At 68.7% G+C, this 24,086-nt stretch carries 28 protein-coding genes; 11 read left to right on the top strand and 17 right to left on the bottom strand.

Translation table 11 applies throughout. The features are described 5' to 3' along the window. Positions 1 to 33 precede the first annotated feature (33 nt). Genes eccCb through ACZYYX_RS04005 form a run of 8 tightly spaced genes read right to left on the bottom strand, consistent with a single transcriptional unit; the run spans position 34 to position 10,100 of the window. The gene (eccCb, locus tag ACZYYX_RS04040; protein ID WP_463813134.1) at positions 34 to 1,812 is read right to left on the bottom strand and encodes a type VII secretion protein EccCb; all 1,779 of its coding nucleotides are present in this window, start codon (positions 1,810 to 1,812) and stop codon (positions 34 to 36) included. After that, positions 1,809 to 4,037: a type VII secretion protein EccCa gene (gene eccCa, locus ACZYYX_RS04035; RefSeq protein ID WP_463813133.1), complete on the bottom strand. Its 2,229-nt coding sequence runs from the start codon at positions 4,035 to 4,037 to the stop codon at positions 1,809 to 1,811. The genes eccCb and eccCa overlap by 4 nt, the downstream gene beginning before the upstream one ends. Further along, positions 4,034 to 5,503 carry a type VII secretion protein EccB gene (gene eccB / locus ACZYYX_RS04030; protein WP_463813132.1) on the bottom strand — a complete coding sequence of 490 codons (1,470 nt, stop codon included), beginning with the start codon at positions 5,501 to 5,503 and terminating at the stop codon, positions 4,034 to 4,036. Before eccB ends, eccCa begins: the two co-directional genes overlap by 4 nt. Positions 5,504 to 5,506: 3 nt before the next feature. Then, a complete protein-coding gene (gene eccA, locus ACZYYX_RS04025; protein ID WP_463813131.1) occupies positions 5,507 to 7,231 on the bottom strand; it encodes a type VII secretion AAA-ATPase EccA in 1,725 nt (574 codons plus the stop codon). Further along, a complete protein-coding gene (locus ACZYYX_RS04020) occupies positions 7,224 to 7,751 on the bottom strand; it encodes a hypothetical protein (protein ID WP_463813130.1) in 528 nt (175 codons plus the stop codon). Before ACZYYX_RS04020 ends, eccA begins: the two co-directional genes overlap by 8 nt. Before the next feature lie 15 nt (positions 7,752 to 7,766). Further along, the gene (locus ACZYYX_RS04015; RefSeq protein WP_463813129.1) at positions 7,767 to 8,624 is read right to left on the bottom strand and encodes an ESX secretion-associated protein EspG; all 858 of its coding nucleotides are present in this window, start codon (positions 8,622 to 8,624) and stop codon (positions 7,767 to 7,769) included. Then, a complete protein-coding gene (locus tag ACZYYX_RS04010) occupies positions 8,624 to 8,926 on the bottom strand; it encodes a type VII secretion target (protein ID WP_463813128.1) in 303 nt (100 codons plus the stop codon). The genes ACZYYX_RS04015 and ACZYYX_RS04010 overlap by 1 nt, the downstream gene beginning before the upstream one ends. A 22-nt stretch (positions 8,927 to 8,948) precedes the next feature. Beyond that, on the bottom strand, positions 8,949 to 10,100 hold the full coding sequence (locus ACZYYX_RS04005) for an EspA/EspE family type VII secretion system effector (RefSeq protein ID WP_463813127.1): 1,152 nt from the start codon (positions 10,098 to 10,100) through the stop codon (positions 8,949 to 8,951). Between the two features lie 289 nt (positions 10,101 to 10,389). Between ACZYYX_RS04005 and ACZYYX_RS04000 the strand changes: the two genes are divergently transcribed. Continuing rightward, positions 10,390 to 11,535 carry a MinD/ParA family ATP-binding protein gene (locus tag ACZYYX_RS04000; protein ID WP_463813126.1) on the top strand — a complete coding sequence of 382 codons (1,146 nt, stop codon included), beginning with the start codon at positions 10,390 to 10,392 and terminating at the stop codon, positions 11,533 to 11,535. Here ACZYYX_RS04000 and ACZYYX_RS03995 read toward each other — a convergent pair. The 3 genes from ACZYYX_RS03995 to ACZYYX_RS03985 all read right to left on the bottom strand — a co-directional run bounded on the left by ACZYYX_RS03995 (position 11,517) and on the right by ACZYYX_RS03985 (position 14,096). After that, positions 11,517 to 12,284, bottom strand: coding sequence for a class I SAM-dependent methyltransferase (locus tag ACZYYX_RS03995; protein WP_463814794.1), 768 nt, complete (start codon positions 12,282 to 12,284; stop codon positions 11,517 to 11,519). The two genes, ACZYYX_RS04000 and ACZYYX_RS03995, sit on opposite strands and share 19 nt — an antisense overlap. A 4-nt stretch (positions 12,285 to 12,288) precedes the next feature. After that, on the bottom strand, positions 12,289 to 13,293 hold the full coding sequence (locus ACZYYX_RS03990) for a methylenetetrahydrofolate reductase C-terminal domain-containing protein (RefSeq protein WP_463813125.1): 1,005 nt from the start codon (positions 13,291 to 13,293) through the stop codon (positions 12,289 to 12,291). 74 nt (positions 13,294 to 13,367) lie between these two features. Beyond that, entirely contained in the window at positions 13,368 to 14,096 is a 729-nt protein-coding gene (locus ACZYYX_RS03985; protein WP_463813124.1) for a transcriptional regulator, read from the bottom strand. Positions 14,097 to 14,410: 314 nt separating this feature from the next. Here ACZYYX_RS03985 and ACZYYX_RS03980 point away from each other — a divergent pair, with 314 nt between their 5' ends. Then, positions 14,411 to 14,704, top strand: coding sequence for a WhiB family transcriptional regulator (locus tag ACZYYX_RS03980; RefSeq protein WP_463813123.1), 294 nt, complete (start codon positions 14,411 to 14,413; stop codon positions 14,702 to 14,704). 148 nt (positions 14,705 to 14,852) lie between these two features. Here the strand turns inward: ACZYYX_RS03980 and ACZYYX_RS03975 are convergent, their stop codons facing one another. Further along, on the bottom strand, positions 14,853 to 16,397 hold the full coding sequence (locus ACZYYX_RS03975) for an acyl-CoA carboxylase subunit beta (protein WP_463813122.1): 1,545 nt from the start codon (positions 16,395 to 16,397) through the stop codon (positions 14,853 to 14,855). Next, a complete protein-coding gene (locus tag ACZYYX_RS03970) occupies positions 16,390 to 16,659 on the bottom strand; it encodes a DivIVA domain-containing protein (protein WP_463813121.1) in 270 nt (89 codons plus the stop codon). The genes ACZYYX_RS03975 and ACZYYX_RS03970 overlap by 8 nt, the downstream gene beginning before the upstream one ends. A gap of 81 nt (positions 16,660 to 16,740) precedes the next feature. Between ACZYYX_RS03970 and ACZYYX_RS03965 the strand changes: the two genes are divergently transcribed. Genes ACZYYX_RS03965 through ACZYYX_RS03950 form a run of 4 tightly spaced genes read left to right on the top strand, consistent with a single transcriptional unit; the run spans position 16,741 to position 18,797 of the window. Further along, the gene (locus ACZYYX_RS03965; protein ID WP_463813120.1) at positions 16,741 to 17,184 is read left to right on the top strand and encodes an EVE domain-containing protein; all 444 of its coding nucleotides are present in this window, start codon (positions 16,741 to 16,743) and stop codon (positions 17,182 to 17,184) included. Next, the gene (locus ACZYYX_RS03960; RefSeq protein WP_463813119.1) at positions 17,181 to 18,158 is read left to right on the top strand and encodes a pirin family protein; all 978 of its coding nucleotides are present in this window, start codon (positions 17,181 to 17,183) and stop codon (positions 18,156 to 18,158) included. Before ACZYYX_RS03965 ends, ACZYYX_RS03960 begins: the two co-directional genes overlap by 4 nt. A gap of 7 nt (positions 18,159 to 18,165) precedes the next feature. Beyond that, positions 18,166 to 18,468 carry a GNAT family N-acetyltransferase gene (locus ACZYYX_RS03955; RefSeq protein WP_463813118.1) on the top strand — a complete coding sequence of 101 codons (303 nt, stop codon included), beginning with the start codon at positions 18,166 to 18,168 and terminating at the stop codon, positions 18,466 to 18,468. Next, on the top strand, positions 18,465 to 18,797 hold the full coding sequence (locus ACZYYX_RS03950) for a GNAT family N-acetyltransferase (protein WP_463813117.1): 333 nt from the start codon (positions 18,465 to 18,467) through the stop codon (positions 18,795 to 18,797). The genes ACZYYX_RS03955 and ACZYYX_RS03950 overlap by 4 nt, the downstream gene beginning before the upstream one ends. 3 nt (positions 18,798 to 18,800) lie before the next feature. On the opposite strand, the gene ACZYYX_RS03945 is transcribed toward ACZYYX_RS03950, so the two are convergent. Further along, positions 18,801 to 19,298, bottom strand: coding sequence for a pyridoxamine 5'-phosphate oxidase family protein (locus tag ACZYYX_RS03945; protein WP_463813116.1), 498 nt, complete (start codon positions 19,296 to 19,298; stop codon positions 18,801 to 18,803). Between the two features lie 191 nt (positions 19,299 to 19,489). Between ACZYYX_RS03945 and ACZYYX_RS03940 the strand changes: the two genes are divergently transcribed. Further along, positions 19,490 to 19,696 carry a DUF3072 domain-containing protein gene (locus ACZYYX_RS03940; protein WP_463813115.1) on the top strand — a complete coding sequence of 69 codons (207 nt, stop codon included), beginning with the start codon at positions 19,490 to 19,492 and terminating at the stop codon, positions 19,694 to 19,696. A gap of 7 nt (positions 19,697 to 19,703) precedes the next feature. Here ACZYYX_RS03940 and ACZYYX_RS03935 read toward each other — a convergent pair whose 3' ends face one another. Then, positions 19,704 to 20,312: a hypothetical protein gene (locus ACZYYX_RS03935; protein ID WP_463813114.1), complete on the bottom strand. Its 609-nt coding sequence runs from the start codon at positions 20,310 to 20,312 to the stop codon at positions 19,704 to 19,706. Positions 20,313 to 20,426: 114 nt separating this feature from the next. On the opposite strand from ACZYYX_RS03935, the gene ACZYYX_RS03930 reads away from it, so the two are divergent. Both ACZYYX_RS03930 and ACZYYX_RS03925 read left to right on the top strand, forming a co-directional pair. Then, complete coding sequence (locus ACZYYX_RS03930) at positions 20,427 to 21,098, top strand: cutinase family protein (protein WP_463814792.1); 672 nt, start codon at positions 20,427 to 20,429, stop codon at positions 21,096 to 21,098. A gap of 82 nt (positions 21,099 to 21,180) precedes the next feature. Then, positions 21,181 to 21,600: a ChaB family protein gene (locus ACZYYX_RS03925; RefSeq protein ID WP_463813113.1), complete on the top strand. Its 420-nt coding sequence runs from the start codon at positions 21,181 to 21,183 to the stop codon at positions 21,598 to 21,600. Here ACZYYX_RS03925 and ACZYYX_RS03920 read toward each other — a convergent pair. Next, entirely contained in the window at positions 21,597 to 21,866 is a 270-nt protein-coding gene (locus ACZYYX_RS03920) for a YdeI/OmpD-associated family protein (protein WP_463813112.1), read from the bottom strand. The two genes, ACZYYX_RS03925 and ACZYYX_RS03920, sit on opposite strands and share 4 nt — an antisense overlap. A 4-nt stretch (positions 21,867 to 21,870) precedes the next feature. Continuing rightward, on the bottom strand, positions 21,871 to 22,500 hold the full coding sequence (locus ACZYYX_RS03915; protein ID WP_463813111.1) for a pyridoxamine 5'-phosphate oxidase family protein: 630 nt from the start codon (positions 22,498 to 22,500) through the stop codon (positions 21,871 to 21,873). Between the two features lie 142 nt (positions 22,501 to 22,642). On the opposite strand from ACZYYX_RS03915, the gene ACZYYX_RS03910 reads away from it, so the two are divergent. Both ACZYYX_RS03910 and ACZYYX_RS03905 read left to right on the top strand, forming a co-directional pair. Continuing rightward, on the top strand, positions 22,643 to 23,005 hold the full coding sequence (locus tag ACZYYX_RS03910; RefSeq protein ID WP_463813110.1) for a hypothetical protein: 363 nt from the start codon (positions 22,643 to 22,645) through the stop codon (positions 23,003 to 23,005). Positions 23,006 to 23,013: 8 nt separating this feature from the next. Then, positions 23,014 to 24,081, top strand: a complete 1,068-nt coding sequence (locus tag ACZYYX_RS03905; protein ID WP_463813109.1) for a GGDEF domain-containing protein — start codon at positions 23,014 to 23,016, stop codon at positions 24,079 to 24,081. Positions 24,082 to 24,086: the final 5 nt, after the last annotated feature.

Genomic DNA, 24,086 nt, shown 5'->3' with positions numbered 1-24,086 from the left:
GTCTGCGTTTGCTGGACGACCGCAGTAATCATGTTAACCGCCCTCGCGGGGTGCTCCGAACACTTCTTCTGCGGGGGGATCGACGTAGGCGGCCTGGATGACTTCCTTGGCATCCGGCGTAACGAAAAATGCCTGGCCAGGGGGTCTCTTCTTGACCACGATCTCGCGGGACGGGAAGTCCTGCTTCTCTCCCGAAAGGAACATCGTGGGGGTTCCGGCGCCGTACGCGGTGCCGACGAACTTGTCCATCGTGGCCCGGTGCGCCTGGCTCATCTGACAGGTGACCACAATGTGCAGACCGATGTCCGCGGCGGCGGGCAGCAGCGGTGCCAGCGGGACCATCGGCGACATCATCCCGCCGGCGGCGACGATCATGTGCCAGTCGTCGACGAGCAACACCACGTCCGGGCCCGTCCACCAGGACCGCTGACGCAGCTGCGCCGGCGTCACGTCGGCGGGCGGCAACCGCTTCGTCAGATTGGCCGCCAGCGCCTTCACCGACTCCACCAGACTGTCGTGGTTGCGGTTGATCCCGCCGGCCGGCAGCAAATGGCTCTCCGGCACCGCCTCGAGCAGCGCCGACCGGTAGTCGGCGATCATGAACCGCACCTGTTGGGGGCTGTTGCGGGCACAGATCGCCTGCGCGATCGCGGTGGCGATCGTGGTCTTGCCGGACTTCGGGGCGCCGAAGATCAGCTGGTGCGGGGTGTTGTGCATGTGGTTGTGCGCCACCGTGAGGTCGGACTCGCGCACCCCGACAGGAACCGTCCACCGGGTCCGGTAATCGGCGTCCGGGCCAGGCGGCTGCGGATCCAGCTGCTGTAGATGGACGCGGCTCGGGAGCACGCGGACACGCGGCGCAGAGTCGGTGTGCCGCGCCGCGATCTCGCGCACGGCTTCGGCCATCGCCGGGACCAGTCCCTCGGCGCTGTGCACTCCGTCGAGTCGCGGCACCCCGATCATCAGGTGGTGCTTCTCGCTCGACACGGCCCGGCCCGGCCGGTTCGCCGGGATCTCGCGGGTGATGCGGTCGATCTGCGTCTCGTTGACGTCGCCGAGCCGGAACTCGACCTTGGTGCCGAGGTAGTCGCGCACACGGGCGCGCAACTCGGTCCAGCGGGGCGTGGAGATCATCGTGTGCACGCCGTACGCGAGGCCCTGCCCCGCGATGTCCTGCACGACCGGCTCGAGATCGGTGAACTCCGCAGCGAACGCGGGCCAGCCGTCGATGACGAGGAAGACGTCACCGAAAGGGTCGGCCGACGCGGGATTGTTCGGATCCTCACGCATCTGCCGGTAGTCGGCCATCGATCCGACCCGGTACTGCTTGAACGTCTGCTCGCGTTGCCGCAGAACGGCTTTCACCTCGGCGACGACGCGGTTCACCCGATCGGGTTCGGCGCGGGTCGCGACACCACCGACGTGTGGCAGGTCTTCGACGTACATGAGACCGCCGCCACCCATGTCGACGCAGTAGAACTGTATCTGCCGCGGTGTGTGCGATGCCGCGGCCGACAGGATGAACGTCTGCAGGAACGTCGACTTGCCGGTCTGCGGCGCACCGCCGATCGCGACATTGCCGGCCGCGGTGGCGATGTCGATCCCCCACACTTCCTGGCGGTGCCGGCGCGGCTCGTCCATGACGCCGACGCCGATGCGCAGCGGCCGCCGCGCATAGTCGCGCGCGACGAGTTCGTTGACCGGCGTGGGATCGGCCAAGGGCGGCAACCACATCCGGTAAGCGTGGTTCTCTCCGGTCGTGAGCTGCTCCAGGACGACCTCGCGCAGCACCTGCGATTCGCTGCTCGTCATGAGCTCACCGTCGCATCCATGATCGGCGCCGCGGTGAAGCGGTGGATCCGCAGGCTGCGGTCGGCCTGGGTGCGCGGGCCGGCGTCGGCGTCGCCCGCTCCGACGACCGTCGGCACATAGGGGGTGCCGGTGTAGACGCTCTGGAACTTCACCGGGTCCTCCATTCCGACGCGCAGGAAGCCGACACCGCTCTCCTTGTTGGAGATGTACTGCGCCTCAGGTGTGCCGATGACGGCCTTGGACTCCGACGAGCTGGTGGTGCGCAACGCGATTCGATAGGTCAGGTTCGGTTCCAACTTGTCGATGCGCGTACCGCCGGTGTTCAACGACTGCGTCGCCAGCAGCAGGTGCACCCGCAATGATCGGCCCACGCGGCAGATGCGGTCGAAGAGCTGCAGGAAGTCCGGGTGGTTCTGCAGCAGCTCGGCGAACTCGTCGACGACCACGAACAGCGTCGGCAGCGGCGGCAGGTCAGCGCCGCGCTCGCGGTGCTTCTCGTACTCGGCCACGCCGGACAACGCGCCCGCCGCTCCCACCTGCACGCCGGCCTGGCGCAGGATCGACTGGCGACGGTCCAGCTCACCGGTGAGCACCTCACCCATGCGGCTAACCAGCTCGGCTTCCTCTTCCATGTTGGTGACCACGGCCGCGGTGTGGGGGAGCTTCTCCATGCCCAGGAAGGTCGAACCGCCCTTGAAGTCGGTCAGCAGCAGGTTGATCTGATCGGGGTGGTGGGTGGCCGCCAGCGACAGGATCAGCGTGCGCAGGAACTCCGACTTACCCGAACCTGTTGTGCCGATCAGCATTCCGTGTGGTCCGGCGCCGAACTCGGCACCCTCCTTGATGTCGAGGTACATGACCTCGCCGGTCTTGAGTTCGTGCCCGAACGGGATGCGCAACCGGTCCCGGTCGGTGTCGGTGAACATCCGCCAGCGGGCCGGGGTGACTTCCTCGACCGTCTGCGCGCCGACGATCTCGTGCCACTCGGTGGCGACCTTCTTCTGTACGCGGGTGCTCTTGTCGATGATCGTCCCGGTGATCGACCAGCCGGCCAGCTTGCGCGCGATCCGCTCGGCCCCAGCGGGTGAGAGCCCGTCGACGTCGCTGGCCACCAAACGGAACGGCGCATTCGGCAGGCTGTCATCAGCGGTGCCGTCGGCACTGACCCGGATGCGGTAGCTCGACCGGTGGTTGCCGAGCGTCAGCACCGTCACGCCGGCCCGGCCGTCGGCGGGGAAGCCGGCGCGGCCGCCGGTCAGGTCGATGACGACGACGTACGGGCCGTTCGGCGTCGCGTCGGCGGTGTGCGGTCCGCGGGCGGCCAGATCGCTGAGGCCGTCGGGACGGGTGAACACCATCCGGGTGGTTCCCGCGGCATCGGTGTCCGACTGGTGCTGCACGTGCGGCAGCCACTTCAGCCATGCCCATGCCGGGTCTTCCGGGTTGTCGGTGAGCACCCGCATCTGCAGCATGTCCGGCGGGTGGAACACCGCCAGGTGGCAGACCATCGCCGCGAGCAGGCGGGTGGATCCGTTTTCGTCCCCACCGACGGCGATCGTCGGAAACGTCTTGAGCTGCACCAGTTTCGGGCAGTCGTGGATCAGCCCGTGGGTGCGCAGGAACTTCGTCACCCACATGTGGCTGACGGGTTCCAGATGCGCTTGCGGCGCGCCGGTCGGGCCGGCGAGTTCACCTCCGACGGCCGGTTTGAGCAGCCGGTCCACCGCCGGCTCCGAGCCGAGACCGATCCGCGTGGCCGCGTAGAAGTCCGCGTTGGCGGCGCGTGACCACTGCCGATGGGTGCCGATGATGGACAGTAGGTCGTCGGGGTGCGGCGCGTGATAGTTGAAGAACGTCACCTGTGCGGCTGCAGACGACGTGACCCGAGTCCGCAGCCCGGCGAGGTAGCGCAGGTACTCCTTGCGGTCGGCATTGATCTCGGGGACCTTCTTGCCGCCGCTGCCACCGCCGGCGACCAGGCCCACCGCGCCCATCACCATCATCAGCGGCATCATCAGCATGTAGGGCGAAAGTTGGCGCACCCCACTGAAGATCATGATCGCGATCATGCCGAGCATGCACCCGCCGAGCACCCACGGCAGAGCCTTCTGCATGCCGGACGGCGGTATGTCGATGCCGAGGTCGTCGGGCGGGGTGACGTTGATCTCGCCCGGCGTCAACCGGGGTCCGCGCTTGATGATCGGCGTGAACTTGCGTGTCGTCATCCGCCACCTCCGTTGCTCGCCGGCACCGCACCGTCGGTGCTGATCTTGCGGGGGTTCACGTCGGCGGGCAGGGTGTCGTGTTCGACCAGCGCCGCCTCCTTCGACAGCACCGGGCCGTCCACCAGCAGGCTGACCACCTGCCACGGAGCCGTCGTTGGTGCGCTCAAACCCAGTGTCCCGGCGGTCTTCTCGTCCGGGATGCCGTAGCGCACGCCCTGGGGGTCGATGTAGTAGAGGCTCTCGCCGTAGCGCGGATCGGGTGACTGCAGCCGGATGTACTGCCCGCCGGTGATGTGCACCGTGGCATCTCCACTGATCTGGTTGATCCCGGTGGACATCGCGCTCGGCGGCAGCGGCAGGTGGCGACCAGCGATCACCGTGGTCTTCGGAGATTGGTCACCCGGTTCGCGCTGCCACGCCCAGCACAGGGCCGGGGTGTCCTGCCGGCCAAGCATGGTCATCGGCACATCGGGGAGCGGCGAGGTGTACACCCGCTCCGGGATCCGGGACACGGCACTGGCCTCCATCGGCGGAGGCGTGATCATGCCGAAGGAGTTGGTGGCGCGCAGCGCGGCGGCCGTGGTGGCGTTGACCTTCGCCACCCCGTCGGGCAGCACGACGTAGTTCTGTTCGTCGGAGTCGGTGACGGTCATGAACACCGACCCGATCACCAGCTCCGGCGGCAGGCCGACCGTGTTGGGCGCACCGATCGCGGGGATATCGGGCAGCCGCCACGGCCCTGCGTTGGGCAGCGCGTTGAACAGCCCCTCGGAGATGGGTGTCGACTTGGCCGTGACCGGAATGCCGACTGCCGAGGTCACCGCGCGGTCGGACAGGTCGATCGCGTGGCGTCCGGTCGAGGTGACCAGCCAGTCGGCCCCCTTGAACGACACCAGCATTCCCTGCTCGGGACGCATCGCTCCGACGGATCCGTCCAGGGAGAGCGGGGTGATCAGCACGGATGTGTCGACGGTCGGGGCGACGCTGTCGGGCTTGATGACGGTGTCGCACAGGCTCCACTGCGTCTCCGGCGCCGCAGCGACGGGTGTGGCGTACGGCGCGCCGGGGATGCCGAGCGGCTGACCCTTCGGCATGTTGTCGAGCTCTTGGGATTTCACCGCCGACGGGTTGCCGACGCTGCCCAGGATCAGCCGCGCCGAGGTCAGGTTGTACACCGGTCGGAGTTGGCCGCTGTCAGGCAGGACGACGTAGAGCTGATTGGTGGTGCGATCGACGAGAAGGCTGTCCCCGCCGCGCTTTCCGAGCGGTTTGAAGTAGGCGAGCAACGCGGCGCCCAGGCAGATCAGGACAGCGATGATGATGCCGGCACTGACGGCGCGACTGTAGAACTGCAGCGGATCGTCGAACATCCGGGTGTCGCGGCGCACGATGGCGTGCTCGACGCGGCGCAGCAGGAACCGCCAGCCGCTGACCTGGACCTTGGTGGTGAGTCGGAAACCTGCCATCGTCTACCCGCTGATGTTCATTCGGCCGTGCACCGACGCGATCGCCGCCGCCATGTCCTCACCGCTGATCTCGCTGAGCTCCTCGACACCGAGGCTCTCGAAATCCATTGACCGGGCCAGCCGCATGTCCCGGCTCTGCTCGCCGGCTTCGACCAGCTGGCGGGCGTAGCGACCGTTACCGGCCACGTCGAGTGCGGGCTTTCCGGCGGAGGTGCTCTGGCTCAGCAGCAGGGCCGCGTCGAGCACCTGTTTGGCTGCGGCCTCGCTGAGTGTCGAATCATTGGCTTCGGCAATGACTTTGGCGATGTCGACGATCTCCTCCGGCGAGTAGGAGTCGAACTCGATGCGGGTCGAGAAGCGGGATCGCAGGCCGTCGTTGGTCTCCAGCAACCGGTCGATGTCGTTGCGGTAGCCCGCGATGATCACGACGAGGCGGTCGCGGTCGTTCTCCATCCGGGCCAGCAGCGTGTCGAGCGCCTCGGTGCCGAACGGGTCAGCCCGGCCGTCGCGTTCCTGCACCAGCGTGTACGCCTCGTCGATGAACAGCACACCGCCCATCGCCCGGTCGATGGTCCTGGCGGTCTTGACCGCCGACTGCCCCTCGTATTCGGCGACGAAGTCCTTGCGCGAGGTCTCCACGAGCTTGGGCTCCGCGATGACCCCGAGCCCGGCCAGGATGTTGGCCACCACGCGGGCGATCGTCGTCTTTCCGGTGCCGGGCGGCCCGGTGAAGATCATGTGCTTGGACGCCTGGGCGACCTTCATGCCCCGGGCGGCGCGCACTTTGGCCATCTGCGTGGCGGCCCGGTAGCGCTCGATCTGCTCTTTGACGCGGGTCAGGCCGATTTGGCGGTCCAGTTCGGCCTGCGCCTCGGCGAGCAGCGCCTCCCGCCCGGACGTGTCGGCCTCGACGCTGGCGGGATCCCACGGATCCCGGCGGGAGGCGATCTTCTCGGCGGTCGTGGTCTGTAGTCGGTATGCCGGATCTCGCAGCGCGGCAGCCACGTCCGGCGACGGGTAGGACGCCTGCAGCCACTCGAGCAACCGCACCGCGGCTTCTTCGTTGCCCAGGCCGCGATACGACATGGCCAGATACCACGCGATCGCGCGGTTGCACGCTTCCCCCGCCGGCGACGAATTGGCCTCCACCAGGCGACTTTCCGCTTCGGTGAACAGTCCCAGGTTGGCTGCCGCCACTCCGTGGGCCACTCCGGCGGCGGCGGCCAGGAACTTGTCGGGCCAGGTGTTGGCGGCGCTGCGCACCTCGTCGATGACGTCGGTCCACCGCTGCGCGGCACCATAGACGACGGCTTTCACCCAGGACACCAGGTGTTCGGCGCCGGCGGACGGCACGTCGTCGAGCGCCTCCATCGCGTCGGCGTAGTTGCCCACCCCGGCCTCGGTGACCGCGAAGCCCATCGTGATGGCCAGCGGCGAGTTCACCGGATAGGTGATCTGGCCGAACATCCCGCCGATCGGCACCCGGGCCCCGAGGCTGTTCATCGACAGCTCGGCGGCACCCGCGAGCTGTCCGAAATTGGTACGCGAGTACCAGGCGCGGAACATGGTCACCCGGTCGGTGTCGCCGCATCGGATGCGGCCCACCCAGGCGTCGCAGGCGGTCTCGTCGTAGTCGGTGATCTCGGTGAACATCTCCAGCGACCGCGCCGGAGAGGTGGGCAGCATGCCCACCGCGGTGCCGAAAACGCTTGCCAGATGGTCAGTCATGCTCGCTCGCATACCGGGTCGTGAACAGCTCGGCCCGTGCGGCCTGCGCCTGTTCGGGGGTGGGTAGGTCCAGGTCGCGGGTCAGGAAGTCCCGGGTGGTGGCGTTGTCGTGGCCCTGCTCGCGCATCTCCTCGAGCATGATCGAGTACTGCGCAGACCGGGCGTCCTGAGTGGCCAGCCCGGCGATGACGACGATCTCCTCGCCCAGCACGGCCTCGGCCAGCGCCGCAGCGCCGGGCGAGAGGTCGACCCGGTGGACGCGACCGTCCATGTAGGTCGTCACCGTCACCGTTCCCGGCGGGTTGGTGACCGTGAACAACGGCATGGACGCCGCGGCGTCGGGCTCGGCGTCGATCTCGAACCCGACGCTGTCGTCGGCGCCAGGTTCCTCGGTCGGGTAGTCGGCCAGCAACGCGGACAGATCCGTCTCACCCGCATCGGAATCGGCGGCGCTGAAGTCCAGCGCCGCCAAGTCATCGTGGTCCTCGCCGTCGGAGGGACCGTGCGGGGAGTGTGTCACCTACGGTTGCCTTTCTCAGTCCGGATACGCGGCGTGCGCGCCTGCGGAGTCGTTACGTTCGAACCATGCCGCCGACGGCAGGAACTCCATCAGCCCGTCGAGCGCGCGCTGCAGGTTCTCCGGGCTGCCCGGCAGGAAGCTCCCGTACAGCTCACCGTTGACGCGGCGCGGGATCGACACGATGCGACCGTGCGACGAGTCGAGGACCCCTGCTCCGACCCCGGCTTGAGAGTACGTTCCGCCCGGGTGCCGCTCGTTGGCGGTGATCTCGACCCAGCTCGACGGATGCGCGAGCGCCTCGGCGTAGATCTTCGCCGACAGCGGGGGTTGGCCGTAGCTCGCCAGCTGATCCGCCGTGCGCACCTCGGCGAGCCGCTTCGCGATGCCGGTGAGCGGTTCGACGGCGGCCGGCTCCGCCGCCCCGATCACGACGTTCACCATGCCGGCCAGGCCGATCTGCGGGGCGACCCGCTGGAGAACCAGCATCTCTTCGTCGCGCGCGGCGACCACGTGGCGGTCGCCCTTGCGGCAGACGACGAAACGGACCATCTTTCCGCCGACGTCCCGGCGCCACCACCGGCAGTCGAGCGTGCGGTCGGGCCGGCTCAGTGCGTCGACCATGGCCGCCACCTCGGGGTGCGGATCGCCGAATGCGGTGAGGATTCCCTGCGCGGTGAGGTCGCGGGTGACCTGCTCGGCGACGATGCGGCGCTGATCCTCGTAGGGAATGTTGGGGCGGATACCGAGGGCCAGCGGGAAGTCCACCAGGTGCAGCAGATCCGCGATGACGAGCATGCCGTCGATGGTCACTTCGACGCCGACCACGTCGTCGAAGTGGGTGGGTTCGGCGTCGCCGAACAGCGGGCTCGCCATCACTGCAGCCGTCGAGCCGATGCGTCGTCGGTGGCCTCGTAGCGGTGCGCCGCACCGACCAGGTGCTCGCCCAGCGATCCCGCCCGTTCAGCGACGGCCGACGCGGCGAGCGCACGGGCATGCTGCACGGTCTGCAACGCACCGGCGGTGAGCGACGCGATCGGGCCGTGGGACGCCAGCACCCGGACGTCGGCGTCGAGCACCCGAGCACCGGCAGAGATCACCTCCGCGGCGATCCGCTGCTGCACGGCTGCGAGTTCGCGCAGGTGCGCCGGGGTCACTCCGAGTTCGACGTGGGACATGACCGATTCGTCTCCTGCTTAGTCACTGCGGTGGGCGGGTGGCGGCCGGCGCCGGAGGCGACGGTGGCGGACTCGGCTCCCGTTCCGGCGGAGCCGGTGTCTCAGGCGGCGCGGCGCCCGCGGAGTCTGCGAGGTCGGTGGCGGCCGCGGCGGGACGATCGTCGGCCTTCTCGGTGCTGTCGGCCGTGTCGTCCTCGTTTTTCGTGTCTGTCGACACGTCGACCTGAGGTGTCTGCGGCGCGGCCGCCTGCGAAGCCAGCGACGGGAGCTGCCCGGCGGCGCTGACGACTCCACCCAACGCCGCGGCCAGTGGGGCCACCGCGGTACCGATCAAGCCGCCCACCGCGCCGAACGCCGAGGTCAGCCCCGACATCAAGTCTCCCTGCATCGGTGACTGCTCGGCGGCGGCGCTGGCCGGAGTGGAGGCCGGGCACACCGGCGGGGAGGGAACCGGCGACGGGACCGGCGCCGGCATGCCTGCGGTCGGCTCGGGGAGGTCGTCCGGTGCCGCGGCCTCGTCGGTGGGTGCCGGCTCAGTGACGGGTTCGGCAGGCTCGGCCTCGTCGGTGGGCGCAGCCGCATCTGCCGCCTCGTCGACGAGTGCTTCGTAGTCGCCGGCGATGCGTCGCAGCCTGCTCGCGTTGTCCGCCGTCTCGGTCGCGAGATCGCGCAGCTCGGTACTGCACACGCTCACCGCTGCGGTGACGGCGGCCAGCTCGATGGACGACGTCATTGCGGGCCCGACGCCGGGAATCGCCGCGAGCGACCCCGTCACTCGGCGCAGCGAGGACAGGTGATCAGCCTGGTCGTCGAGTGTCTCGCGGCGGCGGACGATCTGGGTGGCCTCCCGGTCGATCACCGTGTGGACGTCACGATCGAGCACCGCCAGCGCTTCTGCAGCGCCGACCACGCGGCGGGTGGCCCCGGTGTACGACCGGGCCCCGGCGCCCTCCCAGTGGTCGCGCGGGTAGGCCCAGTGCAGCGTCTGGACCGCGCCGAGGAAGCTGGTGGCGCCCTGCGCGAAGGTCTCACCGGAATCGGGCCGGCCCTGTCCCGTCGTCGACCGCATCCCGGCGATCAGGCGTTGCCCAGCACCGAGGATGTCGGAGCCGACGGCCTCCCAGCCGCCATCGGCGACTTTGCCGAGCGCACCGGCAGCATTGGACACATCCATGCTCGACCACCCCTTCCCACGGGCAGCCTACCAGCGCTCAACCCCCTCCTCGGACACTATTTTTCCCCGCCGACAGCGCTGCCACAACCCGGCTGCAGCCTGCGGACCTGGCACAACAGGCCGCTCCGCTCCGACACCGCAGACATCCTGGACCGCGGAAGGCAGGGCCACACCCGGTGACCGGCCCCCTCCGGACCAGCAACGGCCGGCGCTCACAGACTTCTTTGCTCGTGCGGCCGCCCCGTACCCTGAGAAGCTGCCGCGGACCGCATCGAGGAGGAGACCCGCTGTGACCGACCGCGATGACATCGTGCGCAGAGAACCCAGCCGGCCCGACGACACACCGCCGGCGCCGCAACCACCCGTGTTCGGGTCGCAACCGCCGGTCGACGGCTCGACCGGACCGGTGCCGCGACTCCACATGCCCGTGAGGCCGCCGCAGGGAGCGCCGCCTGCTCCGTGGCCCGCCGGTCCTCCCGACCCCGATACCACCGTGCTGCACGCGCAGCCGAGTTCCTACGCCGAGCGCATCCGGCCGGCAGACCTGGTGCCGACGCGCAAGAGCGTGCCGGCGCGGGGTTGGCGGCGGGCGCTCTACAAGATCACCTTCGGAACGGTCAACGTGGGCCCGTCCCCGGCAGAGCGACGGATCGCCGCGCTCGAAGCGGCGATCCGGGCGCCGATGCGGGGCCACTTCAAGGTCGGGGTCCTCGGCAAGGGCGGGGTCGGGAAGACCACCGTCTCGGCCTGCATCGGCTCGGTGTTCGCCGAACTCCGCCAGGACGACCGCGTGGTCGCCGTGGACGCTGACACCGCGTTCGGCAAGCTGGGCAGCCGTGTAGACCCACGCGTGCAGGGCTCTTTCTGGGAGCTGGCCACCGATCGGCATCTCGAGACCTTCGCCGACGTCCGCAATCGCGTCGGGAGCAATGCCGCGGGGTTGTTCGTGCTCGCCGGCGAGGCGACTCCGGCCCGGCGCCGTGTGCTCGACCCACCCCTGTACCGCGAGGCGGTGGCGCGGCTCGATCGGTACTTCACGATCGCCGTCGTCGACTGCAGTTCGACGATGGATGCGCCGGTGACCCAGGAGGCATTGCGCGACCTGGATGCGCTCGTGGTGGTGTCCTCACCCTGGGTCGACGGCGCCGCCGCGGCGGGTCAGACGCTGGACTGGTTGGCCGCACGAGGGTTGAACAGCCTGCTGCAACGCACCGTCGTCGTGCTCAACGACTCCGACGGCCACGCCAGCAAGCGCACGAGAAGCATTCTCGCACAACAGTTCTCAGGACACGGCCAGCTGGTTGTGGAGGTCCCCTTCGACGGCAACCTCCGACCCGGCGGCATCATCGAGGGCACCACTGACATGTCCGACGCCGCACGCGTCAAGTTCATCGAGATCTGCGCCGCACTCGCCACTCACTTCCCGCCGCGCTGAGCCCCGGCACGTCGCAGGCTCAACACCTCGCCGGTGATGCGGCCCGCGGCGAGTAACTCGCCCATCCGAGCGGACTGGCGCTCCGACGTCGTCCACGCAGGATCTCCGCCGTGGCGGCGAACGAGCTCGTCGTCGACCCTGCCGACCCGTGTCTGCCAATCGTCGGGAATCGCAGGAAGATCCGATGTCTGCACCCGCGCATCGACGGCCAACCCGGCCGCGGTGAGTGAGCCTCGCAGGGAGGCAGGTGTCGGGAAGTGATTGCCCTCGGGCCGGTCCGAGGCCCCCACCTGCTTCTCTGCGACGAACACCAGCAGCCCGATGCGGCCGGGGGCGCGAACCACGCGACGCAACTCGGCGAGGACGGCTGTGTGCGCCCGCATCGTGCACAGCACGCCGAGAGACCATGCCGCATCGACGGATTCGTCAGCCAGCGGCAGGGCGTCGGCGCTGCCCTGCACGGTCGGGTAGCCGAACAGCGACACGGCAGCGCGGCAGGCACCCCCCTCCGGTTCCACGAGGATCGGCCGCACCGACCGTCGCTCCCGCGCGTATGCAGCGGGCCCACCCACGCCCGCGCCACAGTCCAGCAGAGTCTCCCCCGCACGCAGCCCGAGGTGGTCGACCAGCCAGTCGAGCGCGGCCGGATTGCCACTACCGCGGCATCCGGCGGGGACGTGATAGGCCGGCCCCAGATCGGCGGCCACCTCCGCCGTCCACTCGGCGACGGTGTCGAATTCGGCCGACATCGCGTCATCGCCCACGCCCAGCCTCCTCACGTACGCGCCGACCGACCTCGGCCTTGATCTCGGCACCCGCCCGCGTGCCGTGGGCGGAGGCCGAGCCCGAGATGTTCACGCCGTCGACGCCGTCGATGGCCAACAGTGCGCGTGCCTCGGCGACCGCGGCATCGATGCCGGCCTGTACGGGGTCCGGCGCCGTCAGGATCCCCTCGACGACGGCATGGTCCAACTCGAGGCCGGGCAACCCCTGCAGGACAGCTGCCGACACATCGTCGGTGACCACCGCGACCGCCCCCAGCAGCGGGATCGTCAGGCCTGCCGCTCGCGCGGCCGTCACGAATTCGTCGACCACGGCTGGGGTCGACACATGATTGAGCACCGCAAGGCCCGCTCCGGCGTGCTGCTTGGCAACCAGCCGCGCGGGCCGCCTGGAAACCGGTGGTGCGGTCACGGTTTCGGGTACGGCAGCAGTGATCCCCAGTGATGCGGCCAGCGAGACAAGGCGCGGGCCATCGAGATCGAAGGTCTGGGTGACATCCGGACGGACGTCGTAGGCGCGCCCGTCGCCCGTCACGCAGAGCACTGTCTGCACCTCCAGCAGGGAGAGACCGCGCAGCTCCTGCTCGAGGACCACCCGGTTCCGGTCGCGACACGACAGCGTGATCCAGGGAGACACCCCGGCTTCAAGGAGAAGCGCGGCCATCACCGTCGGCGGGAAATCCGGGCGGTTCTGATGCTCCCCCACCAGAACCGCATCGCAGGATCCCGCGAGTAACGACGCCGTCGCCGACAGATCGTCGGGATCGAAGGGCGTGCAGCTGAAGTCGGTGAGTATCAGCGGCGCCGTCGCCGCACGGGAGGGCGTCACCGCGCCGTCCCACGCTACGACGTCGGGGAATGCGCATGGACCTGAGCGCATTTCGCACTGGCCATCAGGGCGAACACCGCCGCACGGGCCGTACTGCATGTGCTTCGGGCAGCCGTCCGTGCAGAGTTCGTCTGTCCCTGGTGCCATCCGCCCTCCGTCCCGGTCCGCATCGTGCCCATCCTGGCGCGGACGAAACCCGGAGATGTCTTCCGGCGCCGCCGTCAGACGATCTCCGCGATCAGCGCTTCCAGAGCCTCGGCCTCGGTGGGCGCTATCGGCTCACCGGCCTCTGCCTGGGACACCACCTGCTCGGCGACACCGGCGGCCTGCGCTGTTTCCGCAACCGTGAGGTTGGCCCCGCGGCGCGCGGTGTACAGGCGCGGACCCAGACCGGCGGCGGGCGCGCGGGCTGCACGCACCATCAGCTCGTCGTAGAGGCTGCGTACCGTGCCCAGTGCTTTGATCAGCGGCGGGGTGACCCGGCCGATGCGCGCTGCCCTGGCGGCCACGGCCTCGAGCTGGCGCAGGTCGGCGAGCATGGCAGAGATCCGGGCGGGAAACGCTGGGTCGTCGTCGAGGGGGAGCGACGACACGGTGCCCGACAGCGTCCCCACCGCTGTGAGAACCGCCTGGGCGATCAACGAGGTCTCGTCGCCGCTGGGGGGAGTGAGGGATTCCCGACGGCGTTCGGGGGCACCGCTGCGTAGCCGCTCGATCGTGCCCGGCGGCCACTGCAGTACCTCTTCGAGCTTGGCTCGGGTCCGCTCACGCGGCCAGCTGCGCCCCTTCTCGAAGGCGATGAGCGCGCCGGCGTTGATGATGCCCTCGGCCGCCAGGCGACGCTGGCTGATGTCGAGCTCACGCCGACGCGCAGCCGCCGCCGCGCCGGCCCTGACCATCCCGGGGTCGGCAGCATCGGCGTACGCGCCGACCGACTCCGCGTTGGTCATGTACCAGCAGTCCTCGATGTCAGTGGGCGGCGGTGTCGCGTGGGCGCGGCGCTACGGCTCGAGCTCGCACTGCAACGGTTTCCCAGTAAAACTACACCGTCCGGGGCGGAGAAACCGCATCATCGCGATGCAATTTTTGTGACACCGCAGCACCAGCCGAATCGGCCTTGACATGCGTATTTGTGGCCATCCGCGACTGGCGAGGCGGGACACCGCGACAGTTTCGGAGCTCAAACTGTTGCAACGCTACGGTTTCTCGGTTAGCTTTCCTTCCATCGCGGCGGATGCGCCGCCCAGGCACAAGGAGCTACCCGATGACCGCAACCCCATGGGATGACACCCCGATCGGCGAATGCACCCGGGATCCCGAGCGTTGGACCACCACCGCTGACGACGAAGCGAAGGCGATCTGCCGGTCCTGCCCACGTCGGTGGCTGTGCGCCAAAGAGGCGTGCGAGTCCCCGCGAGCCGAGGGGCTGTGGGCAGGGATCTACGTGCCCGAGGCGGGCCGCGGCCGCACCTTCGCGCTGCGCCAACTCAAGTCGCTGGCCGAACTGAACGGCCATCCTGTCGGCGAACGTCGCGTGTACTACGCCGACATCGCCTGAGCGTCTGCCGGGGGAATAGCACCGCCGCCCGGCCCGTTGAGGAGTTCGGCGGTGCCGGACATGCCCCGGGCTCCAACCATTTCCGTCGTTTCGAGCGACCACTCGCCGAGAGGCGCCATGACGGTACCGCCCACCGAAAGCCCGACGCTCACCACGTGTCGACGAACCGCCCGCTGATGCGGTGCGGGGTGTCGGCCGCGGTGAGCGTCGAGGCGATCACCGATCGCGTCTCGGCCGGATCGATGACGTCGTCGATCTCGAACAGCATCGCTGCGTTGAGCGCTTTCGCGTTGTCCTGAGCCGCGACGGTCGCCGCCCGGACTCGGTCCTCGCGTTCTGTCTCATCGGCAATCGCCTCGAGCTCTTTGCGCAACCCCAGCCGCACGGCGCCTTCCAGACCCATCGGGCCCAGATGCGCCCCGGGCCATGCGACGGTGAGCACCGGTTCGTGCAGGCTCCCGCCCGCCATCGCCTGGGCACCCAGGCCGTATCCCCTCCGCAGCACCACCGCGATCATCGGCACCTGCAGCGCTGCCCCCGCGACGAGCATGCGCGACGCCCGCCGCACCAGCGAATCCGCCTCGGCTGCCGGCCCCACCATGTATCCCGGACAGTCGACGAGCGAGATGACCGGAAGCCCGAATCCGTTGCACAGCTGTAGGAAGCGGGCGGCCTTGTCGGAAGCGGCGGCGGTGATGGCGCCGGCCATGAACCGAGTGTCGTTGGCCAGAATCCCGACCGAACGACCCTCGATACGGGCCAATGCGGTGACCATCTCGCGCGCGAATCTCGGGCGAAGAAGTGTCACCGACTCGGTGTCGGCGAGCGTCTCGATGATCGGCGCGACGTCGTAGGCGCGACGTTCCCGCTCGGGCACGGCGGTGCGCAGCGCGGTCTGATCCGGGGCGGTCCACTCTCTGCGGCCAGGCCGGAAGTAGGTGAGCAGCTGCTTGGTCACCGCGACTGCGGCCGCTTCGTCATCGACGACGACATCGACGTTGCCGTTGGGTTCCTGGACACTCATCGGGCCGACGTCGTCCGGTGCCACATCGCCGAGGCCACCGCCGGCGATCATCGCAGGCCCGCCCATCCCCAACGACGCGTCACGCGTCGCCACGATCAGGTCGGACGTGCCGGCCAGCACGGCGTTGCCGGCGAAGCAGCGGCCCTTCACCACGGCGATCCGCGGAACGACGCCCGACAGTCGTGCCCACAGCGCGAACGCCCGCGTGTCGAGCGCGGAGACGACCGGGTAGTCGGTGTCCCCCGGCCTGCCGCCTCCGCCCTCGGCGAACAGCACCGTCGGCAGCCGCATCCGCTCGATCAGTTCGAACAACCGGTCTTTCTTCCGGTGACCCAGTGCCCCTTGAGTTCCCGCGAGCACGGTGTAGTCGTAGGAGAGCACGGCGCACGGGCTGCCCGCGACGCGCGCGGTCCCACCGATCAGGCCGTCGGCCGGGGTGCGGGCGATCAGGTCGTCGAGATCGCGCCGCATTCTCTGCGGCGCGATCGCGAACCGCCCGTATTCGACGAACGATTCCGGGTCGACGAGATCGGCGACGTTCTCTCGTGCGGTGCGTCCCCCGCGGGCGTGCCGACGCGCGACGGCATCAGGCCGCGCAGCGTCCTCGGTCAGCGCTCCCCGGCGTAACAGCTCGGCCAGGTCGGGACGCAGTTCGCCGTGATCAGCCATCGAGAAGACTGATGGCCGAGGCGATCTCGTCGAGCAGCGCATCGACCTGGTTCTCGTCGTAGCCGCGCTTACCGAGCTTCGGCTTATTGAAGCGCACCGCGCGCACATCGTCGGCCGACAGATGCCCGCGGCCATCGAGGCGGCGTGCGGCCAGTGCGACGAGGTCGTGCACTGCTTTCTCGTCGTAACCGCGCTTGCCCCAGGGCGGTTTGTCGAAGGTGACGTTGCGCAGTTCGTCGGCCGTCAGCACATGCTCGCCCATGGCGTCCGACTCTAGCGAGTTATCCACAGGGCCTGTGCACAAAACGCCTCGACCGTCGGTGGGTGTCCCTACGTTGGCCTCATGACGAACTGGATCAACACGGTCAGCCGCGACCATGTCGAGCGTGGAGTGCGCGGGCGCTTCACGCAGGCCAACCACGGCAAACCGCACATGCTGCGCAAGATGGCCCGGGGAGACTGGCTGGTCTTCTACTCCCCCAGGACGGTCTATCCCGACGGACCGCCGCTGCAGGCGTTCACGGCCATCGGTCAGGTCGCCGACGACGAGCCGTACCAGCTGGAGCAGTCGGAGGGCGTCACGCCCTGGCGGCGCAACGTCGATTTCCTCGCGTGCCGAGAAGTTCCCATCCGGCCCCTGATCGAGGATCTCGACTTCATCGAGGACAAATCCCGGTGGGGGTACAAGTTCCGCTTCGGGGTGTTCCGGATCGACGACCACGACCTCGAGATCATCCGGTCGACGATGGTTCAGCCCGACCGGGAGGAGGCTACGGTGAACGGGTGAGCAACACCGATGCGGCGCCTGCCGAACTGGATTGCGGCCCTTCGGCATTCGGTGCCGGCTTGGGAGGCGTGCTGCATCCACGGCAGGTCCCGCTGGGCGGGCCGCGCGCGATCCAGGTGCGACGGACGCTTCCACAGCGGGAACGGTCGCTGATCGGGGCGTGGTGCTTCGCCGACCATTACGGTCCGCACGACCTGCGGGGCGGGCCCGGCATGGACGTGCCGCCACACCCCCACACCGGACTGCAGACCGTGAGCTGGCTGTTCAGCGGACTGATCGAACACCGGGACAGCAACGGTGTGCATGCGATGGTGCGCCCGGGCGAGCTGAACCTGATGACGGCCGGGGCAGGCATCTGTCACTCCGAGGTGTCGGTGCCCAGCAGTCCGATTCTGCACGGGGTGCAGCTCTGGGTGGCGCTCCCCGACTCCGACCGGCACTCCGCACGCGATTTCGCCCACTACGTGCCCCGCTCCCGGACCCGAGGCGGGCTCACCACACGGGTCTTCCTCGGTGAACTCGAGGGCGATCGGTCTCCGGTGCACACGTTCACCGCGTTGGTCGGCGCCCAGCTCGATCTGGACCGCGGGGCGCAGGTGGTGCTCGATGTCGATGCGGACTTCGAGCACGGCGTCCTCGTCGACCAGGGTCGGGTCGATGCCTGTGGTGCCGAGCTCGCCACCGCGGATCTCGGGTTCCAGGGCACCGGGCACGACAGCCTGCAGCTGATCAACCGCGGCGACGGCCCGGCCCGCGTCGTGTTGCTCGGCGGCGTGCCGTTCCGGGAGGAACTCGTGATGTGGTGGAACTTCGTCGGCCGCAGCCATGACGAGATCGTCGCCTACCGGGAGCAATGGCAGAACCACGACGCCCGATTCGGTGCGGTGACGGGTTACGCGGGTGCGGGCACCCGGCTGCTGGCGCCCCCACTGCCGCACGCCACCTTGAAGCCACGGCCCCAACCTGGGGTATAGAGGGGCCATGACCGAGGACAGAACCGGCGCACCCACCGAGGTGGTGGCCGAGCAGGACCGCTTCACGATCAACGTCGACGGCCGGCAGGTGGGCCTTGCCGACTTCTACGACCGCGACGGCGCCCGGGTCTTCCCCCACACCGAGGTCGATCCGCGCTATCAAGGCCGCGGGCTGGCGACCATCCTCGTCCGTGAAGCGCTCACGGCCACCCGCGCCGCGGGTCTGCGCGTGGTACCGCAGTGCTGGATGGTCGCCGAATTCATCGAGAAGAACCCCGAGTTCGCGGACATGACAGGAGAGGCTTCGTGACCACCGACAAGACGGGCGCACCCACCGAGGTGAGCGCCGAGCAGGACCGCTTCACCATTTCCGTCGACGGCCGCACCGCCGGCTTCACCGAGTTCATCGACCACGACGGTCAGCGCATCTTCCCGCACACCGTCGTCGACGAGGAGTTCTCGGGGCGTGGCCTGGCGACGATCCTCGTCGGCGAGGCGTTGGAGTCCACCCGCGAGGCGGGGCTGCGGATCGTGCCGGTCTGCTCCATGGTCGCCGGCTTCATCGACAAGCACCCGGAGTTCAACGACATCGTCGATCCGATCACCACCGACGTGAAGCGCGTGCTGTCGCGCCGCTGAACCTCAGAGGTACTGCGCGGTGCTCCCGGAGACCGGCATGGCGCCCATGCCGAGCTTGCGGTGGTCCCAGCTGCGGGTCCGCGACGGGACCACGCGCACACTGATGCGGTTGTTCATCATCTGATCGACGAACGGGCGCATGTCCTCGGTGTAGGGCCCGGTGTAGCGCTCCCACACACTGATCCCGACCCGCAGATTGGTCTCCGGATCGTCGTGGATCTCGGCGGTGCCGTCGATGGACACGCCCCGCAGGGTGTCGTAGGTCAGCCCGTCCTCGATCATCACGGTGACGGTCGGGTCACGGCGGATATTGACTGCCTTCTGCGACTTGGCTTTGGTCTCGAACCAGATCTCACCGTCGATCACGGCGTACCACATCGCCACCAGGTGCGGCCGCCCGTTCGGCAGCACGGTCGCCAGCGTGGCTGTGCGGTGTCGGTCGATGAACTCGGTGATCTCGTCGTCGGTCATCACGATTTTCGCGCGTTCGTTCTTGCCCACGACTCGCATACTTCCAGGTCGCCCACTTAGACAACGGTTGGGTCGTTTGAACATGAGCTGTGGAGGTACGCGACCAATGGGGTAGCTACGGGGCGGCCGTAGTCCCAAGGCCCCGCGGGTTAAGCAAACAGCCCGCGGGGCCGTCTGGAATCTCAGGTTTCGAACATTTGTGCGACGGGCATCCCGCGTGCATGACCGATAACCAAGCGCCACAAGAGAATGCCGAAAAGGATCCGTCGCAGTGGGTGACCGGCGACGAGCCGATGACAGGCGCACAACGTAGCTATCTGCACACGTTGGCCCAGGAAGCAGACACCGAGATTCCCGAGGACGCCACGAAAGCGCAAGCGTCGGAGATGATCGATCAGTTACAGCAGCAGACCGGCCGCGGCGCGTGAGGACGGCTCAGTAGAAGGTCACGGGTGGCAGCGGGCGTAGTCCCCCGCCGCTGTGTCTGCCCGCGAACCGGACGGTTCCGTGGTGCGGCCCGGTCAGCGTCAGGGTGCCGATGCGGCGGAACTGTCCGACGGGCGCACTGATCATGAAGCTGAGTTCGCTCCCCGGCGCGAATCGCAGATCCCTGCCCGTGGTGCGCGGGCGCGCACCGAACAGGACAGGTTGCAGTCCGGCCAGATACAGCCACAGCGACGAGTAGAGCGGTGCCACCGGATCACTCGGCAACACCGCGTGGTGCAACGGTGCGCCGTCCGCAGACGACGCGAGCAGGAAGTCTTGGCTGCGGCCCCGCCCGTACACATCCGGCAGGGTGATGCACAGTTTTCTGGCTGCCTGCCCACGATCGTCGGGCCCGGCTTGCACTATCGCGTTGTAGGTCGCTCCCGGGTGCAGGACCTCGGCGGCCGGCACCGCCACGGCCTCGTCGATCGTCAACATCGCCGTGAAGTACTCACCGTCGGCACCGAAGACGTCCCCCGCGAAACCGACCGCCGCCGTTGCCGTGTCGCGCACCGCACGGACTCCGGCGATCAGGTCGGGTGGCTGCGTGATCCCCATCATTCCTTCATACCGGGGCCGCAGCGGTGGGCGAAGCGCTGCCATCCGTGCCACGATTATTAGGTGATCTCCGTTCACACGCTCCGCGTTGCCGTAACGATCGCCGCCTGTCTGATGCTGGGTCCCGCCCCGTCTGCGGGAGCCCAACCCGACGCGCCGCCGGCGCCCGCGCCGCCACCGGGATGTCCGGACGTGCAGGTGCTTTTCGCCCGCGGAACCACGGAACCGCCGGGCCTCGGCGCGGTGGGCGATGCATTCGTCGAAGACCTGAAGACTCGCGTGGCGCCCAAGTCTGTCGCCGTCTACCCCGTCAACTACCCGGCGAGCCCCGACTTCCCGACCGCACTGCAGGGTGTCGTCGACGCCAGCACCCAGATCCAGAACACCGCGAACGCGTGCCCGAAGACCTCGATGGTGCTCGGCGGATATTCACAAGGTGCCGCGGTCATGGGCTTCGTGACCTCCGACGTGATCCCTGACGGCGTCACAGACCCCAATGTTCCGCAGGTCATGCCGCCCGCCGTCGCCGACCACGTCGCCGCCGTCGCACTGCTCGGGACGCCGTCAGAGCGGTTCATGGGCGTCATCAACCAGCCCGCGATCACGATCGGATCGCTGTACCAGCCGAAGACCGTCGAGCTGTGCGTGCCTGAGGACTTCGTCTGTTCGGCCGGCAACGACATCGGCGCCCACGCCCGCTACATCTCCGACGGACTCGTCGACCAGGCGGCCGACTTCGCGGCCAGCAAGATCGCCGATCACCCCGCGAGCCAACCCACGCGCTGAACGCCCACCGGCGCGTGTCGATCGCTCCCACTCGGGTACTCGGGCCGGCAGATCACACCGGTTTGAGGGGAGGTCGGACACGATGCCGAAGGTCACCAAGTCGGGTGAGCCCAAGCAGAGCGAGCTGCCCAGCACGCTGCAGAAGTCGGACGACAAAGCTCAGCGCACGTTCGCCAAGACGCATGACGCGGCCGCCGAGGAGTACGGCGAGGGCGAGCGTGCCTACCGGACCGCCTACAGCGCGCTGAAGCACAGCTTCGAGAAGGTCGGCGACCACTGGGAAGAGAAGGAACACCGCGGTCCGTCCGATGAACGCGCGGAAAGTGGCGGGCCGAACGCGTCCGGTGAGACCGCCGAGGGTGTCGACGCCAACGCCACCAAGAAGCACCTCGTGGATCTTGCGCGCCGACTCGACATCACCGGCCGCTCCAGGATGACCAAGGCCGAATTGGTCGAGGAGATCAAGAAGGCGAACCGGCGGGAGAGCCGACGCGACAGCTAGGGCTTGCCGGTGCGCTCACGGTGCTTGCACCCAGGCCAGCAGCACGGCCGACGTTTACCTTCCTCGAGCTCTTCCTGTGTTCGCCGGATGCGCCGTTCGCGCGTCGTCGCCTGCTTGGCATCGGTGACCCAGCAGATGAATTCGTTGCGCGCCAGCTCGGTGATGTCGTTCCACGCGGTCAGCGCGGCGGGGTTGTTCTCCAGCGCGGCTTTCAGATCGTCCGGCAGCTCGTGCACCACCCCACCGAGGATCTCGCCGACCGTCATGGCGTCAGGGTAATCCGTGTCGGGCGACAACGGCCGCCACCGACGCAGGAACGGCACGACCCGACGTCGACTCTGGTGCGGAGTAGGTCTGCCTGACGGGGATCACGCCCGTCCACACCTCACCCTCAGGGCGGGCGGGCGGCCCACTGCGCTGCTTGGCCACCCAGTTGTCCTCGGCGATCGGCAGTTCCAACACCACCGTGGCGGCCACTTCACTCGCCGTGTGCGGCGGACACTCGGCGGGGCGGCCCGGCAGCAGGGCGTCGGTGAACACGTCGAGTGTCGCGGCGCGGTCGGCCGTGTCGACCACGCGACAGGTGCCGCGCACCACCGCCGAACGGTAGTTCGCGGAGTGGTCGAACTGTCGCTCGGCGACGACGATGCCGTCGAGGACGAACGCGCTGATCGCCACCGGCGCACCGGCAGCGGCGTGCCGGAGCGCGCCCGCTCCTGTCGAGCCGTGGATCAGCAGCCGGTCGCCGTCGCGGACCACCAGCACCGGGATGACCCACGGCTGACCATCGATGACCGTCGACACGGTGGCAACCACGCACTCGTCGAACACGGCATCGAGCACAGGCCGATCGCCTCGCCGGTCGGGCTTACGCGTCAAGTCACTCAGCACATCGCTCACGCCCGCCAGTCAAGCCTGTGCCGGTCCGACCGGCAACGGATTTCCACAGAAGACGAATTGCTGTCCGCCGCGTCGAACTTCGGCCATATGCTGGGCGGCACGCCTGTGCGCTGCCGTGTGGGCCGACAAGGGGGAATTGTCTGTGTCGACCAGTTACCTGGCGCTCGAACTCGCCGCAGCGGCACATCCGTGGCGCTGGGTGGGTTACATGGTGGCGCAGGTAGCCGTGGTCGGCGGCCTGATCTGGCTCGTCGTGTGGGCTGTTCGTCAGTCACGAGCGCCCAAACGCCCGATGCCGCCCCAGCAGCCCTACCCCGGTGCGTACTACCAGCAGGGCCCGCCCGGTCAGTGGCCACAGCAACCCCCGCCGCCCGGATACTGGCCTCCGCCATCGCCGCCCGGCTACTGGCCACCCCAGCAGCCGCCGCCGGGCCCGTGGCCGCAGCAAGCCACGCCTCCCTCATGGCCGCCGGCCGGGGGCAACGCCCCGCCGGACCAGCGGTAGGCAGGAGCGTGGAACGGCTCCTACGATCCGTCGAGCACTTCGACTGGATCACCGATTTCCTCGACTCGCGCGGCCTGAAGAATCGGGCACGATGGTGGCTGGCGGCCACCACAGCCGCAATGGCGGGCGGTGTTCTCGCTCTGTTGTTCGGCACCGGTCACCCGAACAGCACGCTCGGTCGAACGATGATGTGGGCGGCAGTGGCCGGCGGTGTCTTCGGGACCATGCTCTTCGTGTGGCGCTGGCCGTCGCGGCATTGGTCGCTGGCCTTCGTGGTCGCGACCACCCTGTCGATCACGCTGGCCTGTCTGGCCTACCCGGATCCGCTGGCGGCGCTGCTGGGCTGCATCGCTTTCACCACGATCGTCAGCTACGCCGCCTTCTTTCATTCACCGCGGGTGGTGCTCGGCGTCCTCTCTGTGATCACCGTGGTCGCCGTCAGTCAGACCGTGGCGGTCGCGGCCCAGGGGCGCCCGGCGATGGCCCTGGTCGATCTGTTCCTGATACTGCAGTGCAGCGTCGGAGTGGGCCTCGTGTTCTACACGCTGGTGCGAACGTTGCGTGGCGATCTCGCGATCGCCGACCTCGACCCGCTGACCGGGTTGCTCAACCGGCGTGCGTTCCGAAATATGTTGCGGGCCAACCTCTTCCATCATGGCGTCCAAGAGGGCTATCTGTTGACCGCGCTGCTGGACCTGGACCGGTTCAAGGTGGTGAACGACACTCGCGGCCACGCAGCCGGCGACCGGGCTCTGGTTGCGGTCGCCGACGCACTGCGTGCGACAGCCACCCCCACCACCGTCATTGCACGCAGCGGCGGAGAGGAGTTCCTCTTCGCCGACGTCGTGGCCTCCGAGGACGCTGTCCTGCGTTACGAGGACGTGCGCGCGGCGATTGCCCAGCTGCCCTGTGAGCTCACCGGCAGCATCGGGACCGCATTCCTGGACGTCAGCCTGTTGAGCGAGGAATCGTTCGACCTGACCATGGACCAGCTCATCACCGCGGCGGACAAGGCCATGTACGACGCCAAGAACGACGGCGGCAACCAGTGCCGTCATCACGGCAGCGTGATCTGACCGCC

Source organism: Mycobacterium sp. IDUB_1, assembly GCF_055419625.1.
The sequence above is the reverse complement of the archived record's forward strand: the minus strand, read 5'-3'. Positions and strand labels throughout refer to the sequence as shown.